This is a genomic window from Actinoplanes couchii, assembly GCF_016862075.1.
Classification (GTDB): domain Bacteria; phylum Actinomycetota; class Actinomycetes; order Mycobacteriales; family Micromonosporaceae; genus Actinoplanes; species Actinoplanes couchii.
In genome coordinates this window covers 1-15,746 of the sequence record NZ_BOMG01000048.1, presented here as the reverse complement: position 1 = coordinate 15,746, position 15,746 = coordinate 1, and the positions used below count along the sequence as shown (strand labels likewise).

Here is a 15,746-nt window from a genome sequence, read left to right as displayed (position 1 = left end):
CCGCAGACCTTAACGGTCCAGCAGGGTGAACAGCGCCTCCCAGCGGTCCATGATGCTGTCCGGGGTGTAGCGCTGCACCGTCTCGCGCCCGGCGGCGCCCAGCCGGACCCGCAGATCCCGGTCCTCGATCAGCCGGGTCAGGGCGGCGGCGAAACCGGGAACGTTACCCGCGGTGATCACCAGGCCGCCGCTGACGTCGTCCTCGATCAGCTCGCGGATGCCTGGCGCGCAGTCGAACGACACCGCCGGCAGACCGTAGGCGAGCGCCTCCATCAGCGCGATCGGGAAGCCCTCCTGGCGCGACGGCAGCACGTAGACCGACGACGAGGCGAGCACGCTGTCGATGTCGTTGGTCTTGCCCCGGAACAGCGCGGTGTCGTCCAGCCCCAGCTCCCGGGCCTGGTCCCGCAGCGCCTGCTCGTTCGGGCCGGCGCCGTAGATCTCCAGCGACCAGTCCGGGTGCGCCGGCGCGACCTGCGCCCACGCCTCGAGCAGCATGTCGATGCCCTTCTCGTGGGAGAGCCGGCCGAGCGTGACGATCCGCTTCTCGGTCAGCGTGGGCAGCGTCTTCGGCGTGACCATCAGCGGGTTCGGCATGGCGCCGACGTTGGACATGCCGGCCCGGGCCCAGGCGTCGGCGTCCGCGTCGGTCAGGGACAGGTGCATGTCCATGCCGGTGTAGAACGTCTTCACCCGGGCGAACCGGCTGCTGGCCCGGCACGCCTCGTACGACTCGTGGGACATGCCGATGACCTGCATGCCGGTGGTGTCCGCGGCGGCCACCCACTCGCCGGCCCAGACCTGGGCGGCGATCACCACCGAGCCGGTCCCGCCGGTGCTCAGGATCCCGGACAGCTTGCGGACGCCGCCCTCGAAGATCTGCTGGCGTTTGCGCTCCTGGATGCCCCGGCCCAGCGCGGCCAGGCCGGACACCTTGCCCCGGCGCGGCAGCTGCTCGGCGTGCAGGGTCATCGTCTCGTAGGGCAGGTCGGTGCCGAAGTCGCGGACGTTGACCGCGGGCTCCACCCCGATCAGCCGGACCCGGTGCCCGCGGGCGGTGAACAGCCGGGCGACGTCGTGCGCCCACTGGTTCAGGCCGCCCAGCTCGTTCACGGTGTTGCAGACGATGAAGATGTCCCGGTGCTCAGCCACGGCGGTTCCCCGTCCCGAAGAAGCGGTCGACGACGGACTTGGCGGCGTCCCCGGTGTCGTACTCCCCGAACTCGGCGACGAACTGCCGCCTCTTCTCGGCGAACGTGGTGGTGTTGGCGTCCAGATCGGCCAGCGCGGCGATCAGATCCTCCGAGGTGCGGGTCAGCGGGCCGGGCGCGGTCTCGCCGAGGTCGAAGTACGACCCACGGGTGGCGCCGACATAGTTGTCGTAGTCCGGCACGTGGAAGATCATCGGCCGGTCGAGCAGCGAATAGTCGAACATCAGCGACGAGTAGTCGGTGATCAGCGCGTCCGAGATCTGCAGCAGGGGCGTCACGTCGTGCACACTCGCGACGTTACGTACCGAGTGGCCGTACGCCGGCGGCAGGGCGAACGACACCAGGTAGTGCGGGCGGACCAGCAGCACCATGTCGTCACCGAACCGGTGGGTGAACTCGCTCAGGTCGAACGGCAGTTGCAGGCCGGAGCGGCGGTTCACCTCCTCCGGGCGGAAGGTCGGCGCGTACAGCACCACCTTGCGGTCGTCGGTGAGCCCGAGCTGCTTGCGCAGTTTCGCCAGCTCCTTGTCGTTACCGCCCTTGACCAGCGCGTCGTTGCGCGGGTAACCGACCCGCAGCAGCTCCGCACCGACCCGCATGCCCCGGGTGAGGGTCCGCTCGTCGTGCGCGGACCGGACCATGAAGAAGTCGAACCGGTCGATCGCGTTGCTCAGCCGGGTCTGCTGGGCCTCCGACTGCCGCTTGACGTCGGCCTGGTCGAAGCCCATCCGCTTGAACGCCGAGCCGTGCCACGTCTGGATGTACGTGGTCTCCGGGCGCTTGCGCAGGTCGTGCGGGAAACCCTGGTTGTCGATCCAGTACTCGGCCTGGGCGAGCGCCTGCAGGTAACCCCACGAGTTCCGTTTGACCAGCTTGGCGTCGGACGGGAACCCGGTCGGGTGCCCGGCGTACACCCAGATCGGCGAGAACTTGATCTTCTGCCGTTTCATCTCCTCGTAGATGGCCCGCGGGCTGTCCGAGAACTGCTTGCCCATGTGGCTCTCGAACACCACGGTGCCCTTCTTCACCGGCATCTTGAGGAAGACGTTCTCGTACCAGGAGAGCTTGGTGGCCCGGGTGTTGCGGCGCTGGCGCAGCGACTTCTGGAACTCGGCGGCCCGGGCCCAGGCGCGGGCGCCGAAGTTGGTGCTGCGCACCCCGGTGATCGCCGCGGTGCCCAGCTTGGCGGCGCCGCCGTCGGCCTCCAGGCGCAGCGCCAGGTTGCCGCTGTCGGTGCGGTAGCCCTGCAGCAGGTCGGCGGTGAGCCGGCTGAGCCGGGGCCGGGTGGGCAGCCGGATCGCGTCGAGCACGTCGTCATCGGCGAACAGCGCCAGGTCGGCACGCTCGGCGCCGACCGTGACGTGCAGCCGCACCGAGTAGAGCGGGTCGATCAGGCCGACCGGGCGCAGGATCTTCTCCGGCGCGAACGCGACGTGCCAGCCGATCCGCTGCTCGTCCACGGCCAGGTGCGCCTCGACCCGGAAGACCCGCTGCTTGCTGCGCCGGTCGGTGATGACCAGCTGCGCCTTCGGGTCGGACTCCTCGGTGATCCGGCCGAGCGGGTTGGTGAACGACCCGGCCACGGTGACCACGTCGCCGTCCTGCTGCAGGGCGTCGACGGTGCCACCGAGGCGCAGCTTGTTCAGCTGCCGGTCCTGGAACCCCATCTCGGTGACGTCCAGGACCTCACGGCCCAGCGGGTCGTCCAGGTGCCTGTCGCTCCAGTAGACGCGGCCGTCCCGGACCACCAGGTCGGCGGTCAGGTGCGGCTGGAACGGCTTGTTGACCATGTAGTCGTGCACCGCGGCGACACCGTGGAAGTCACCCTGCCGGACCAGGTAGGCGGCCATCGCGGGCAGCGGCTTGGCCTCCCGGAAGGCGTCGTCCTGCAGCGTCTGGACGTAGGGCCGGGCGGCCTCGACCAGGGCCCGCTGGTTCTCCTCGGGCAGCTGGCTCAGCCGGGCCAGGTGGACCCGCAGGTCGTTCTCGATGAACCGGACGTCCTTCTGCAACCGCAGGTCACCGGCGTCGTGCTTGGCCAGCAGCTCGTCGATCTTCTTGGTGACGATGATCCGGTCGGTGATGTTGCGGATGTCGGCGGCCCGGCGGGTGATCGAGAGATTCGCCGCCTTGCGCTCGATGTTCCACGTGTAGATGCGCTGCGGGATGACCGCGATCTTCTTGGCCGCGATGTACGCGCTCGCCGAGAACAGGTTGTCCTCGTAGAGGCGGTCCTCCAGGAAGGTCAGATTCTCCCGGACCAGGAAGTCGTGCCGGTAGAGCTTGTTCGTCGACAGCACGTCGTAGAGCAGCTCGGGCTGCTCCCGCAGCGACGTGTAGACCACCTTCTGCTTGACCAGCCACGGCATCCAGGAGGTCTCCTTGCCGGTGGCGACGTCGTGCCGCACACACCGGCCGATGACCATGTCCGCCTCGGTCTGCTCGGCCTCGGCCACCATGTTGCGGCAGGCGTGCACGTCGAGGGTGTCGTCACTGTCCAGGAACATGATGAACCGGCCGCGGGCGGCGGCCACCCCGGCGTTGCGGGGGGCGCCGCAGTGGCCGGAGTTGGCGGGCAGGCGGATGAACCGGACCGTGTCCGGGTGCTCGGCCACGAGCTTCTCGACCACGGCCGGGGTGCCGTCGGTGCTGTGGTCGTCGACCACGATCACCTCGTGGCTGCGCAGCGATTGGTCCAGGACCGAACGAACCGCGGTCGCGACCCGGCCCGCGTCGTTGTAGACGATGACCACAACTGTGACATCGGGGGGCCTGGGCTGGGACGAGGTCACGGTTGACGTGGTCCTTTCTGAAAGCTCACACGTCCACCGGAAGAACCATGAGGAGGTCGGGCGGGACGCGGGACGGGCAGCATCATAGGTTACAGCCAGGTGCCCAACAGCCCGCTCACGATCAAGGTGACGGTGAATGCCGGGGGTGGGCTAGCCTCGTGGCGGATATCGGGATAGGGGAGGACGTTCGTGAAGGTTCTGGTCGCGGGTGGCGCGGGGTTCATCGGCAGCACGATCTCCTCCTGCCTGCTGGATGCCGGCCATCAGCCGGTCGTCCTCGACAATCTGGTCACCGGCCGCCGGGAGTTCTGCGAGGGCCGCCCCTTCTACGAGGGTGACATCGCCGACACCGTTCTGCTCGACAGGATCTTCGACGAGCACCCGGACATCACCGCCGTGGTGCACTGCGCCGCTCTGATCGTGGTGCCGGAGTCGGTGGAGCGCCCGATCCACTACTACCGTGAGAACGTTGCGAAGACCCTGCAGTTCGCCGAGCACCTGATCGCCAAGGGCGTCACCCGGCTGCTGTTCAGCTCGTCGGCGTCGATCTACCAGCCCGGCGACGACTTCACCGTCGACGAGAGCTCCGCGCTGACCGCGCTGAGCCCGTACGCCCGGACCAAGCTGATCGTCGAGCAGATGTTCGCCGACATCACCGCGGCCACCCCGCTGCGGGTGCTGTCGCTGCGCTACTTCAACCCGATCGGCTCCGACCCGAAGATGCGGACCGGCCTGCAGCTGCGCTCGCCGAGCCACGCCCTGGGCAAGCTGATCGAGGTCTACCGGGCGGGGCAGCCGTTCCCGGTGACCGGCGTCGACTACCCCACCCGGGACGGCTCCGGCATCCGTGACTACGTGCACGTCTGGGACCTGGCCGGCGCCCACCTGCGCGCGCTGGAGGAGTTCGACGTCCTGCCGTTCGAGAACGGCTCGCTGGCGATCAACCTGGGCACCGGCACCGGCACCACGGTGATCGAGTTCGTCGAGGCGTTCAACCAGGTCGCCGACCGGCCGGTGGCGATCGAGACGGCGCCGCGGCGGCCCGGCGACTCGGCCGGCGCCTACACCCGCAGCACCCGGGCCGCGGACCTGCTGGGCTGGCGCGCCGAGCACTCGGTGGCCGACGGCATCCGCGACTCGCTGGCCTGGTTCGCGCATCGCGAGACGATCCTGCCGGATCTCGCCCGTTAGTTCCTCAACCCGCGGCGAGTGGTGGAGGCCCGGATCGTAGGACCGTCCCGGATCTGACCGACCTGGGGATCGGACCGGATGACCCGGGCCACTATCGTTGCGTTACATGACCCCCATCCCGCTCGCGGAGGAACTTCTCCTCCTCGCGTACGACGACCAGACCGGAAAGGCCACCGGCTCCCGCATCGGGCTGGACCTGGGCATGGCCGCCGCGGTGTTGATCGACCTCGCCCTGGCCAACCGGATCGCCTACGCCGCCGACGGTCACCTCGTGGTCACCGACGCCACCCCGCTGGGCGACCCGGTCGCCGACGCGGTCCTGGGAAAGGTGGCCACCGAGGAGCCGCACACGCCCGCCCAGTGGCTGCAGCGGCTCCGGCACCGGCTGCGCACCCGGGTGCTGGAGGACCTGTGCTCCCGTGGCGTCGTGCGTGACGTCGACGAGACCCAGCTCGGCGTGATCCACGTGCACCGCTACCCGACCTCCGACCCGGCGTACGAGGCCGAGATCCGGGGCCGGCTGGCCACCGCTCTGGTCGGCAACTCGCTGCCCGACGAGCGCACCGCCGCCCTGGCCACGCTGCTCGTCGCGGCGCGCATGGAGCCGGCGCTGAAGCTGCCCGAGGAGGAGGTCGAGCGAGCCCACGAGCGGCTCGCCGAGATCGCCAGCAACGCCGGTTTCGTCGGTGACGTGACCCTGGAGGACTCCATCGTGCGGCCGAGCGTCGCGCTGGTGGTGGCCACCCTGGGCAAGGCGATCCAGGCCGCGCTGGGCGCACCCAAGCCGATCTGAGCCGGGTTACCCGGGGGAGTCGTGCAGCTTCCCCCGGGTCGGGTCCGCTAGATACCGAGCGTTGCCGCGATCTCGGTACGGAGCGCCGTCAGGTCGGTCGCCGCCCGGGTCCGGGCGGTCACCGGGTCACCGTCCACCACCACTTCCAGGTACGCCTTGAGCTTCGGCTCCGTGCCGGACGGGCGGATCACCACACGTGTCGTCGCCGTGCGGAAGGTCAGCACGTCGTTCTCCGGCAGCATGTCGGTCACCTCGGTCACCGGCGCGCCGAGCAGAGTCGTGGGCGGATTCTGCCGTGCCCGGGTCATCGCCCGGCCGATGTCGGCCAGGTCGTCGACGCGTACCGACAGCTGGTCGGTGGCGTGCAGGCCGAACTCGGCGGCCAGCTCGTCCAGCCGCCCGGCCAGCGACTTCCCCTCGGCCTTGAGCCCGGCCGCCAGCTCGGCCACGGTCAGCGCGGCGGTGATGCCGTCCTTGTCGCGGACCATCGCCGGGGCCGCGCAGTAGCCGAGCGCCTCCTCGTAGCCGTACGCCAGGTCCTCGGCCGCCCGCACGATCCACTTGAAGCCGGTCAGCGTCTCCGCGTAGGGCACGCCCCGGGCCGCGCAGATCCGGCCCAGCAGCGACGACGAGACGATCGTGGTCGCGTACAGGCCCGGGGTGCCGCGGCGGATCAGGTGGTCGGCCAGGAGCACACCCAGCTCGTCGCCGCGCAACGGCCGCCAGCCGTCCGGCCCGGGGATCGCCACCGCACAACGGTCCGCGTCCGGGTCGTTGGCGATCGCCAGGTCGGCGTGGTTCGCCCCGGCCAGGGCCAGCAGCCGGTCCATCGCGCCCGGCTCCTCCGGGTTCGGGAACGCCACCGTCGGGAACTCCGGGTCCGGTTCGGCCTGCGCGGACACCACCGCGGGCGCTGGGAACCCGGCCGCGACGAACGCCGCCACCAGCGTCGAACCGCCCACCCCGTGCATCGGCGTGTACGCGACGGTCAGATCCCGCGGCCCGCCCTCGGTGAGCACCGCGGCGGCCTGCGCGACGTACCCGGCGAGGATCTCGGCGCCCAGAACCGTGCCCGGACCGCCCAGCGGGACCGACGCCACGCTGGTGACCGCCCGGATGGCCGCCTCGATGCCGGCGTCGGCGGGCGGGACGATCTGCGCGCCCGCGCCGTCCGCTCCGCCCAGCGACGCGCCCAGGTAGACCTTGTAACCGTTGTCCTGCGGCGGGTTGTGACTCGCCGTGACCATCACCCCGGCGACCGCGCCCAGGGCCCGCACCGCGTACGCCAGCACCGGCGTCGGCAGCGTCCCGGGCAGCAGCAGCGCCTCCCGCCCGGCCCCGGTCGCGACCTCGGCGGTGCGCTCGGCGAACTGCCGCGAACCGTGCCGGGCGTCGTACCCGATGACCAGCGGGCCCTCGCCGCCCTGCGCCGCCAGCCAGCCGACCAGACCGGCCGCCGCCCGGGTGACCACGGCCAGGTTCATGCCGTTCGGCCCGGCCCGCAGCCGGCCGCGCAGCCCCGCGGTGCCGAAGGTGAGCGGCCCGGAGAACCGGTCGCCCAGCTCGGCCGCGGTGCCCGGCAGCCCGTCGAGCACCGCGCGCAACTCGTCCCGGCTGGCCGGATCCGGGTCGTCGGAGAGCCAGGCCTCGGCCCGGTCGATCAGGTCAACATCAACTTGTGGTGCCATCAGGGATTGATAGCACAGTGCGATCAGAGGTTGAGCTGGAACGTCTCGGTCATGACGTCGTAGTACTTCTTGTAGTCGGCGTACTTGGCGTCGGTCGTGGTCAGGAAGAAGGAGTACATCTTGCCGCCGACCGTGGTCATCCGCCAGATGCCGTGCCGCATGTCGGCGCCCTCACCGCAGGTGTACTCCAGCTCCGCGCCCGGGTTGCCGGAGATGGTCACCTCGGTGGTGGCGACCGAGGTGAACGGCGCCGGGCAGGACTTGCCCTTCTTCAGCCCGGCCGGAGCGGTCGAGGTGACGAACTTGTTCGGTGTCACCTTGCCCGTCTCCACCAGGATGCGGACCTTGGTGGTCTTGTCGTCGGGCTCGATGTACTCCACGTAGACGCCACCGGCCGACCTGGTCCAGCCGGCCGGGACCTGCACGCTGACCGCGGCGTTGCCCTTGTACGGCTGGGTCTCCACGGCCGGGGCCGCCGGAGCGCTCTGCTGCGGTGCGGCCTCGGTCGGCGCGGCCGAGTCGTCGGCGTTCCCGGTCATCGCGAAGACCAGCACCAGGATCAGCACCACCGCGGCGGCCGCGCCACCGGAGATCAGCTGCTTGTTGCGCGGCCACGACTGGAACGTGCTGACCGCCTTGGCGGTGGTCTCCTTGGCGGTGCCGACCACGTTGTCGATCGTGGCCTTCCGCTTGGCGGCCGGGCTCATCACCACGGTGCCCGGGCGGGGACCGCCGCCGGGCGGCTGCTGCCCCCACGGGCTCTGCGGCGGGATGACGCTGGTGGTCTCGCCGCCGGCCCGGCCCCGGCCGCCGTCCTGCTGGCTGCGGCCGCCGTCGGGCAGCTTGAAGGAGGGCATCTGGCCGGTGGGAGCGCTCGGGCCCCCGGCGGGCAGCGCGGGCGGCGGCTCGGGCGCGCGCCGGCGGCCACCGCCGTTCTGCTGCTCCAGCTTGGCCAGGTGGTCGGTGAGCGACTCGCTCGGGTCCAGCATGGCGCGCCCGCCGATCTGGCCGCTGGGCTGCGGCGGGATCGGCTGGGTCTCGGCCGCCGGCGGCGGGCTGACCGGGCGCGACGCGGGGACGACCGAGTACGGATCGGTCATCATGTGCGGCGGGTTCTTGCTGGCCAGCGGGCCGGCCAGCTGCTGCCGCAGAATGGTCCGGGCGGTCGTCACGTCCATCCGCTGGGCCGGGTTCTTCTCCAGCAGGCCCATCAGCACCGGGGTCAGCGAGCCGGCCCGCACCACCGGGGCGGGCGGGTCCTCGACCACCGAGTGCATCGTCTCGATCGGGTCGCCCTTGTCGAACGGCGGCCGGCCCTCGATCGCGGTGTAGAGCGTGACGCCCAGCGAGAACAGGTCACTGGGCGGGCCGAAGTCGTGGCCCATGGCCCGCTCCGGCGAGATGAAGTGCGGCGAGCCGAGCACCATGCCGGGCGTGGTCAGCTGCACGTCGGTGGGCATCCGGGCGACACCGAAGTCGGTCAGCACACAGCGGCCGTCACCGCAGATCAGCACGTTGGCCGGTTTGACGTCCCGGTGCAGGACGCCGTGCGCGTGCGCCACCTCGAGCGCGCCGAGCAGGGCGATGCCGATCTTCGCGACCACCCGCGGGGAGACCGGGCCGTCCTCGATCACCATGTCGGCGAGGCTGCGGGCGTCCAGCAGCTCCATCACGATCCACGGGCGGCCGTTCTCGTGCACCACGTCGTAGACCTGCACCACCGCCGGGTGCTGGAGCGCGGCCGCGGCCCGGGCCTCGCGCATGGTCCGCTCGTACATCGCGTCCCGGTCGCTGGGAGCCAGGCCGGGCGGGAGTATGACCTCTTTGATCGCCACATCGCGGCGCAACAGAGTGTCCGCCGCGCGCCACACGGTGCCCATGCCGCCGTGTCCCACCGCGGCACGCAGTGTGTAACGCCCGCCGATGAGCGTGCCAGGAGCTGCGCGTCCGCTGGTTGGAGATGTGTTCCCACCGCTCCACGTCGGAATTTGAGTCACTGAGGATGCCACCGAGGGGGTATAGGGGCTGTCGGCCAACCACGCTATCTTGCCCGCAGGGTGGCCCCGAACGAAAGCCGCCAGGTCACTGTTAACCGGACTTCGACCCTGTGTAGTGACCGGGTAGCCCACTGTGGGGGTGCGTGACCTTGATCGGGGTACTGGTGTCACCGGTGGTGTGAACGTCTTACCGTTGACAGGATCACCCCATCGAGCGGTTCCTAGCCGATCGACGGACCGGTAGTGTGTCGCGTCACCTCTGCGATCCTCTACCCGTTGAAGTGCTGGCGTGCCGGGACGATCTCCCCTGAGAGCACCTCTTTACGCGACCGTTACACAGCGTTACCAGGATCGGGACTAAGCTGTCGCGCGTTGCGAAATCCGACGAAGTACGAGAGTGATACGGAATCCGACGTGACTACTGCTCTGGAGGCGCCCGAGGGTGCCGATACGTCGTGGCCCGGCCAACTGCCCGGCACCGACCCGCTCCCCGGCCGGCTCGACCGCTGGCTCGCATCGAGGGGCGCCGAGCTGGTAGCGATTCGCAGACACATTCACGCGCACCCCGAACCGTCACACTCCGAGTTCGAGACCGCGGCCCTGATCGCCCGTGAGCTGACCGTCGCCGGTCTCAGCCCGCGGATGCTGCCCCGCGGCAACGGCGTCATCTGCGACATCGGTGAGGGCTCGCGCACCATCGCGTTCCGCGCCGACATCGACTCGCTGCCGCTGCAGGACCTCAAGGACGTGGCGTACCGCAGCACCGTCGACGGCCAGGCGCACGCCTGCGGCCACGACGTGCACACCACTGTCGTGCTCGGCCTCGGGATGGCCCTCGCGCAGCTGAACGAGCAGGGTCTGCTGCCCGGCCGGGTGCGGCTGATCTTCCAGCCGGCCGAGGAGGCGATGCCGTCCGGCGCGCCCGAGGTGATCGCCGCCGGCGGTCTCAAGGACGTCGACGCCATCTACGCCCTGCACTGCTACCCGCAGCTGCCGGCCGGCCTGGTCGGGGTGCGGTCCGGGCCGTTCACCGCGGCCGCCGACGCGGTCGAGGTCAAGCTCACCGGTCCCGGCGGGCACACCGCGCGGCCACACCTGACCGCCGATCTGGTGTACGCCCTGGGCAAGCTGATCGTGGACGTCCCGGCACTGCTCAGCCGCCGGGTCGACCCGCGGTCCGGGCTGTCGCTGGTGTGGGGCGCGGTGCACGCCGGCCAGGCGTTCAACGCGATCCCGGGCGCGGGCGAGCTGCGCGGCACCATCCGGGTGCTCAGCCGGGAGGCCTGGCGCGACGCGCCGGAGCTGATCACCAAGCTGATCCGGGACGTGGCCGCCCCGACCGGCGCCGAGGTGGACGTCAACTACATCCGCGGCGTCCCGCCGGTGATCAACGATCGGATGGCCTCGGCCGTCATCGCCGGTGCCGCCGGCGCCGCGCTCGGCCCCGACCGGGTGGTGGAGGCCGAGCTCAGCATGGGTGGCGAGGACTTCTCGTTCTACCTGGAGCACGTGCCCGGCGCGATGATCCGGCTCGGCACCGGGCGGGCCGGCTCCGACGTCCGGCACGACCTGCACCAGGGCGACTTCGACGTGGACGAGAGCTGCATCGCGCACGGTGTCCGGGTGATGGCGCACACCGCGCTGGCCGCCCTCGCCACCGGCGCGTTCTAGGGAGTGGTCGGAGCGGTGCGGCGACGGTAACGCCGCACCGCGACGACGACCGCCCACGCCGGGAGCCCGATCGCCAGGACCCAGGGCAGCAGCGCGCCGAGCACGGTGAGCAGCACGCCCATCGACAGGACCAGCGCGTTCCAGCCGCCGAGCAGCCCGCCCAGGAACCCGGTCGGCTCGTCGCCGTCGGCACGGACGGCCGCCGGATCCAGCAGCACCACGGTGATCGTGGAGAGCGCGGTCAGGTCGTCCAGCCGGCGCTTCTTCGCCTCCAGCGACGCCAGGTCCGACTCCCGGGTGGCCACCTCGCGCTCCAGCATCACCAGGTCGTTCAGCGACTTCGCCTCGGCCAGCAGACGGCGGCCGCTGTCCACCCGGGCCTTCTGCACGGCGATCCGGGCGTCCAGGTCGACCACCTGCTCGGTGACGTCCTCGGTGCTGATCCCGCGGGACTCCTCCTTGCCCAGCTTGCCGAGCTGGTCGACCACCGAGGTGAACTTGTCGGCCGGGATCCGCAGCTGGATGTTCGCGCTGGCCGAGCCGTCACCGCTGGTCCGCTCGTCGCCGCTGACGAACCCGCCCGAACCGGTCGCGATCCCGGTGACCTGGGCCGAGGCGGCGGTCACGTCGTCCACCCGGACGGTGATCGAACCGGTGTAGACGATCGAGCGCTGGTCCACCGCCAGTTTCGGCGCCTCGGCCGGGACGTTCTGGCCGGCCGCCGGCGCCGCGGCCTTCTCCTCCGCCGCGCCACCCGCCGCGTCCTGCCGGGCCGCCTGCGGCGCGACGGCCGAACTGGTGGTGCCCTCGTCACTGTTGTCCGCGCCGCAACCGGCAAGCATCAGACCCGCCAGCAATGCGGCGGTGAGTCCCCGTTTGTTCATGTGGCAGCCCCGATCCTCAAGTCTTCACTGCCCGTGGGACGCACGGCGGGCACCTCCCGGTTCCGGCAGACTGCGAGATGAGTGGTCACATTTCAGCAGCGGAGGGGTCCTGTGCGCGTCACGAAGTTCACGCACTCCTGTTTACGCATCGAAGGCGGGGGAGTACTCGTCGTAGATCCTGGTGAATTCTCCGAGGCGTCCGCATTGGACGGCGCCGACGCGGTGCTCGTCACGCACGAGCACTTCGACCACCTCGACGTCGCGGCGGTGACGGCGGCCGCCGCCCGCAACCCGGCGCTGCGGATCTACGCCCACGAGGCGGTGCTGAAGCTGCTCCCGGACGCGGCGGAGGCGACGGTCGCGGTCGGCGCCGGCGAGTCCTTCGAGGCGGCCGGTTTCCAGATCCGCGGGTACGGCGGACAACACGCGATCATCCACCCGTACGTGCCGGTCTTCGCCAACCTCGGCTTCCTGATCTCGGACGGCGCCGCGAACCTCTACCACCCGGGTGACTCCTTCGTCGCGCCGGACGAGCCGGTGGAGACCCTGTTCGCGCCGATGAACGCGCCCTGGGCGACCATCGCCGAGTCCCTGGAGTTCGTCCGCGGGATCCAGCCGGGCCGGGCCTTCGCCCTGCACGACGGGCTGATCAACGAGCGGGGCGCGGCGGTCTACGGCAGCCACCTGGAGAAGTTCTCCGGGACCACGTTCCGTCAGGTGACGCCCGGCAGCGTGCTGTGACCACTGGTGACGACACCGTCCGGGAGCTCTACGAGGGGCCGCCGGACGGGTTCGTCACGGCCCGGGCCGCCGCCGTCGCCGCCGCCCGCACGGCCGGGGACCGGGAGGCGGCCAAACGGCTCGCCGCCCTGAAGAAGCCGACCGTGGCGGCCTGGATCGTCAACCTGGTGGCACTGCGGCGGCCCGACCTGCTCGACGAGCTGGCCGGGATCGCCACCGCGCTGCGGGCCGCCCAGCGCGACCTGCAGGGCGACCAGATGCGGGAACTCTCCCTGCACCGGCGGCGTTTCGTCACGTCGCTGGTGGAGGCCGCCCGGCGGCTGGCCGTGGAGTCCGGTGCGGGCGGGGCCAAACTGCCGCTCGCCGAGGTGGAGGCGACCTTCACCGCGGCGCTGGCCGAGCCGGAGATCGCCGGACAGATCCGGAGCGGGCGGCTGATCCGGGCGGTCAGTTACGCCGGGTTCGGCGAGGTGCCCCGCCCCCGGCTGCGCCTGGTCACCGACGACGGTTCTTCCGGTTCTTCCGGCTCGGACGATCGCCGCCCGCCGGAGGAGCCACGAGAGTCGCCGGAGCCGGAGGAGCAGGAGGAGCAGGAGGAGCCGCCGGAGCCGCCGGAGCCGCGGGAGAGCGCCGCCGATCAGCTGCGCCGCCGGGAGAAGGCCGCCGCCGAACAGCGTCGCCGTCGTGGGCTGGAGCGGGAGATGGCCGCCGCGGAGGACGCCGAGAAACGCGCCGACCTGCGGCTGCGCCGGGCCGAGGAGGCCGAGCGGGACGCCGAGCACCGGGTCGAGGACCTCGACGCGGAACTCGCCGAGCTGGAGCGGCGGCGCACCGAGGCGACCGCCGACGTGGCCCGCCGCAAACTGGCCCGCCGGACCGCGGAACGGGAGGCCGCCACCGCCCGTCGCGCGGTCGGCGACGCCCAGGCCGCCCTCGACGAGCTGTCCTGATTTTGTTAGCGGACAGCAATGATTTTCTTTAGACGGTCAAGGGGAGCAGAATCGGGCAGGTGACCCCGGAACAGGCTGCCGCCAACGCCCGAGTGGGACTCGCCGCGATCATCCGTGCCTTCTCCGAATCACCGCGCACCCTCCAGGGTGCCCGGCTGCTCGGGCTCTCCGGCTGGGCGTACCACGTCTCGGCCCGGGCCGGGGCGCTCGGCGACGTCAAACCGGAGACCGTGGCGGCGGCGCTGGCGTTCATCGCCCCGGAGGCGGTCACCGACGGCTGGGAGGCGGCGGTGAAGTCGTCCGCGCCGGCCAAGGTGGCCACCTGGCACCTCGCCGAGCTGTGCAACTGGGGCGCCGAGCACCTCGGCGGGTTTCCCCGGCTGACCCGGCTGCTCGACCTGTCCGAGCGGGTGGTGGACCGGATCGACGCCGCCGGGCTCCCGTTGTTCGCGGCGTGGCGGGCGATGGTCGCTCCGAACACGCTGCCCGGCGCCCGCGCGGCGGTGCTCCTGCACCTGTTGCACGAGCACCGGCAGGGGGTGCACGTGATCGCGGTGCGGGCCGGTGGTCTCACCCCGCTGGAGGCGATCATCGCCGGCCCGGAGGGCGAGACCGGCGCGGTCGCGCTCGGCTGGCAGGCGCCCTACCCGCCGGCCGGCCCGCTGATCCGCCGCATGCTGTGGGCCGACGCGGTGGCCGACTCGCTGGCCGGCCAGGCTTATGCGGCTCTGGACCAGCCGGAGCGGGTCGAGTTCGCCGGCCTGCTGGAGTCGCTGGGGCACCGGCTGGCCCGCTGAAAATCGGGGCACCGGTCGGCCCGCTGAAAATCGGTGGTGGGCGCGGAGCGGGGCGTGGTCCGATGCCGGGATGACGGAACTTCCCCCGGGCTGGAGCACCCGACGGCCCACGCTCGACGACGTGCCCGCGATCCTGGCGATGGTGCACGCCAGCGACATCGCCGCCGTGGGGGAGCTCGACTTCACCGCCGACGACGTGCGCGAGGAGCTGACCGCGCCGCACACCGATCCGGCGCGGGACTGCTGGCTGGCTCTCGATCCGTCCGGCCGGGTGTCCGGGTGGGCCTACCCGGGCAACAACACCGGCGGCGCCCGGGAGTTCGTCAACGTCTACACCTGGCCGGTGACCGGTCTTCCGGCCCTTCAGCCGCTCCTGGAGACGATTCTGGCCCGGGCCGCTGAGTGGGGCAGGGAGTTCGGTCACGACGTCTACGAGGTCCGTTCCGGGGCGGTTCCGGGGGAGGACGCGTTGATCGCCGCCCTGACCGGGGCCGGCTTCGTCTTCCTCAAGCAGTTCGCCCGGATGCAGATGCCGCTCGACGGGGTCGGCCCGGTCGCGCCGGAGCCGCGGGCCGGTGTCACGGTCCGGCCGGTGCGGTCCGGCGACGAGGCCGAGATGCGGCGCTTCCACCGGGTGATCGAGGAGGCGTTCCAGGACTCCGACCATCCGGCGATGGGTCACGCCGGCTGGCGCGAGCAGTTTCTGGGCGAGTCGGTGCCGGTCTTCGACGAGTGGTTCGTCGCCGAGATCGACGGGGAGATCGCCGGTGTGCTCCAGTCGTCCGACAGTGAGGACGCCGGCGAGGGTTTCGTGCGTTATCTAGCGGTGGCCCGCGAATTCCGCAAGCGCGGGGTCGGCGAGGCCCTGCTGCGCCGGGCCTTCACCACCTATGCGGCCAAGGGCCGGGTGAAGGCCGGGCTGGGCGTCGATCTGGAGAATCCGACCGACGCCGCGAGCCTCTACCTCAAGGTCGGCATGACCCCGCTATACAGGGTGAACATCTACCGCACCGAGATCCGGACGACCTAGG

12 protein-coding genes are annotated in these 15,746 nt (G+C 71.3%); 7 read left to right on the top strand and 5 right to left on the bottom strand.

Annotated elements, in window-relative coordinates:
• Nucleotides 1-9: 9 nt before the first annotated feature.
• Together Aco03nite_RS18210 and Aco03nite_RS18205 are read right to left on the bottom strand one after the other, a co-directional pair.
• Nucleotides 10-1,152: a glycosyltransferase gene (locus tag Aco03nite_RS18210; protein ID WP_203796563.1), complete on the bottom strand. Its 1,143-nt coding sequence runs from the start codon at nucleotides 1,150-1,152 to the stop codon at nucleotides 10-12.
• Nucleotides 1,145-4,003: a bifunctional glycosyltransferase/CDP-glycerol:glycerophosphate glycerophosphotransferase gene (locus Aco03nite_RS18205; protein ID WP_275415878.1), complete on the bottom strand. Its 2,859-nt coding sequence runs from the start codon at nucleotides 4,001-4,003 to the stop codon at nucleotides 1,145-1,147. The genes Aco03nite_RS18210 and Aco03nite_RS18205 overlap by 8 nt, the downstream gene beginning before the upstream one ends.
• A gap of 189 nt (nucleotides 4,004-4,192) precedes the next feature.
• Between Aco03nite_RS18205 and galE the strand changes: the two genes are divergently transcribed.
• On the top strand, nucleotides 4,193-5,194 hold the full coding sequence (gene galE / locus Aco03nite_RS18200; protein WP_203796561.1) for a UDP-glucose 4-epimerase GalE: 1,002 nt from the start codon (nucleotides 4,193-4,195) through the stop codon (nucleotides 5,192-5,194).
• A gap of 106 nt (nucleotides 5,195-5,300) precedes the next feature.
• Complete coding sequence (locus Aco03nite_RS18195; RefSeq protein ID WP_203796560.1) at nucleotides 5,301-5,987, top strand: GOLPH3/VPS74 family protein; 687 nt, start codon at nucleotides 5,301-5,303, stop codon at nucleotides 5,985-5,987.
• 47 nt (nucleotides 5,988-6,034) lie between these two features.
• Here Aco03nite_RS18195 and Aco03nite_RS18190 read toward each other — a convergent pair whose 3' ends face one another.
• Nucleotides 6,035-7,675, bottom strand: a complete 1,641-nt coding sequence (locus Aco03nite_RS18190; RefSeq protein ID WP_203796559.1) for a phospho-sugar mutase — start codon at nucleotides 7,673-7,675, stop codon at nucleotides 6,035-6,037.
• Between the two features lie 23 nt (nucleotides 7,676-7,698).
• Nucleotides 7,699-9,672: a serine/threonine-protein kinase gene (locus tag Aco03nite_RS18185; RefSeq protein ID WP_203796558.1), complete on the bottom strand. Its 1,974-nt coding sequence runs from the start codon at nucleotides 9,670-9,672 to the stop codon at nucleotides 7,699-7,701.
• 414 nt (nucleotides 9,673-10,086) lie between these two features.
• On the opposite strand from Aco03nite_RS18185, the gene Aco03nite_RS18180 reads away from it, so the two are divergent.
• On the top strand, nucleotides 10,087-11,343 hold the full coding sequence (locus Aco03nite_RS18180; RefSeq protein ID WP_203796557.1) for an amidohydrolase: 1,257 nt from the start codon (nucleotides 10,087-10,089) through the stop codon (nucleotides 11,341-11,343).
• On the opposite strand, the gene Aco03nite_RS18175 is transcribed toward Aco03nite_RS18180, so the two are convergent.
• Nucleotides 11,340-12,227, bottom strand: coding sequence for a DUF4349 domain-containing protein (locus Aco03nite_RS18175; RefSeq protein WP_239145246.1), 888 nt, complete (start codon nucleotides 12,225-12,227; stop codon nucleotides 11,340-11,342). The two genes, Aco03nite_RS18180 and Aco03nite_RS18175, sit on opposite strands and share 4 nt — an antisense overlap.
• A 111-nt stretch (nucleotides 12,228-12,338) precedes the next feature.
• Here Aco03nite_RS18175 and Aco03nite_RS18170 point away from each other — a divergent pair, with 111 nt between their 5' ends.
• From Aco03nite_RS18170 to Aco03nite_RS18155, 4 genes are all read left to right on the top strand, one after another.
• Complete coding sequence (locus Aco03nite_RS18170; protein WP_203796556.1) at nucleotides 12,339-12,968, top strand: MBL fold metallo-hydrolase; 630 nt, start codon at nucleotides 12,339-12,341, stop codon at nucleotides 12,966-12,968.
• Nucleotides 12,965-13,918: a hypothetical protein gene (locus Aco03nite_RS18165; protein WP_203796555.1), complete on the top strand. Its 954-nt coding sequence runs from the start codon at nucleotides 12,965-12,967 to the stop codon at nucleotides 13,916-13,918. The genes Aco03nite_RS18170 and Aco03nite_RS18165 overlap by 4 nt, the downstream gene beginning before the upstream one ends.
• Before the next feature lie 59 nt (nucleotides 13,919-13,977).
• Nucleotides 13,978-14,715: an SCO6745 family protein gene (locus Aco03nite_RS18160; protein ID WP_203796554.1), complete on the top strand. Its 738-nt coding sequence runs from the start codon at nucleotides 13,978-13,980 to the stop codon at nucleotides 14,713-14,715.
• Nucleotides 14,716-14,785: 70 nt separating this feature from the next.
• Entirely contained in the window at nucleotides 14,786-15,745 is a 960-nt protein-coding gene (locus tag Aco03nite_RS18155; protein WP_203796553.1) for a GNAT family N-acetyltransferase, read from the top strand.
• The last annotated feature ends 1 nt before the right edge of the window (nucleotide 15,746 follow it).

Bases quoted from the DNA above. Each gene is read 5' to 3' on its own strand.
- Aco03nite_RS18195 (WP_203796560.1), top strand. From the start codon at position 5,301: ATGACCCCCATCCCGCTCGCGGAGGAACTTCTCCTCCTCGCGTACGAC.
- Aco03nite_RS18190 (WP_203796559.1), bottom strand. From the start codon at position 7,675: ATGGCACCACAAGTTGATGTTGACCTGATCGACCGGGCCGAGGCCTGG.
- Aco03nite_RS18175 (WP_239145246.1), bottom strand. From the start codon at position 12,227: ATGAACAAACGGGGACTCACCGCCGCATTGCTGGCGGGTCTGATGCTT.
- Aco03nite_RS18155 (WP_203796553.1), top strand. From the start codon at position 14,786: ATGACGGAACTTCCCCCGGGCTGGAGCACCCGACGGCCCACGCTCGAC.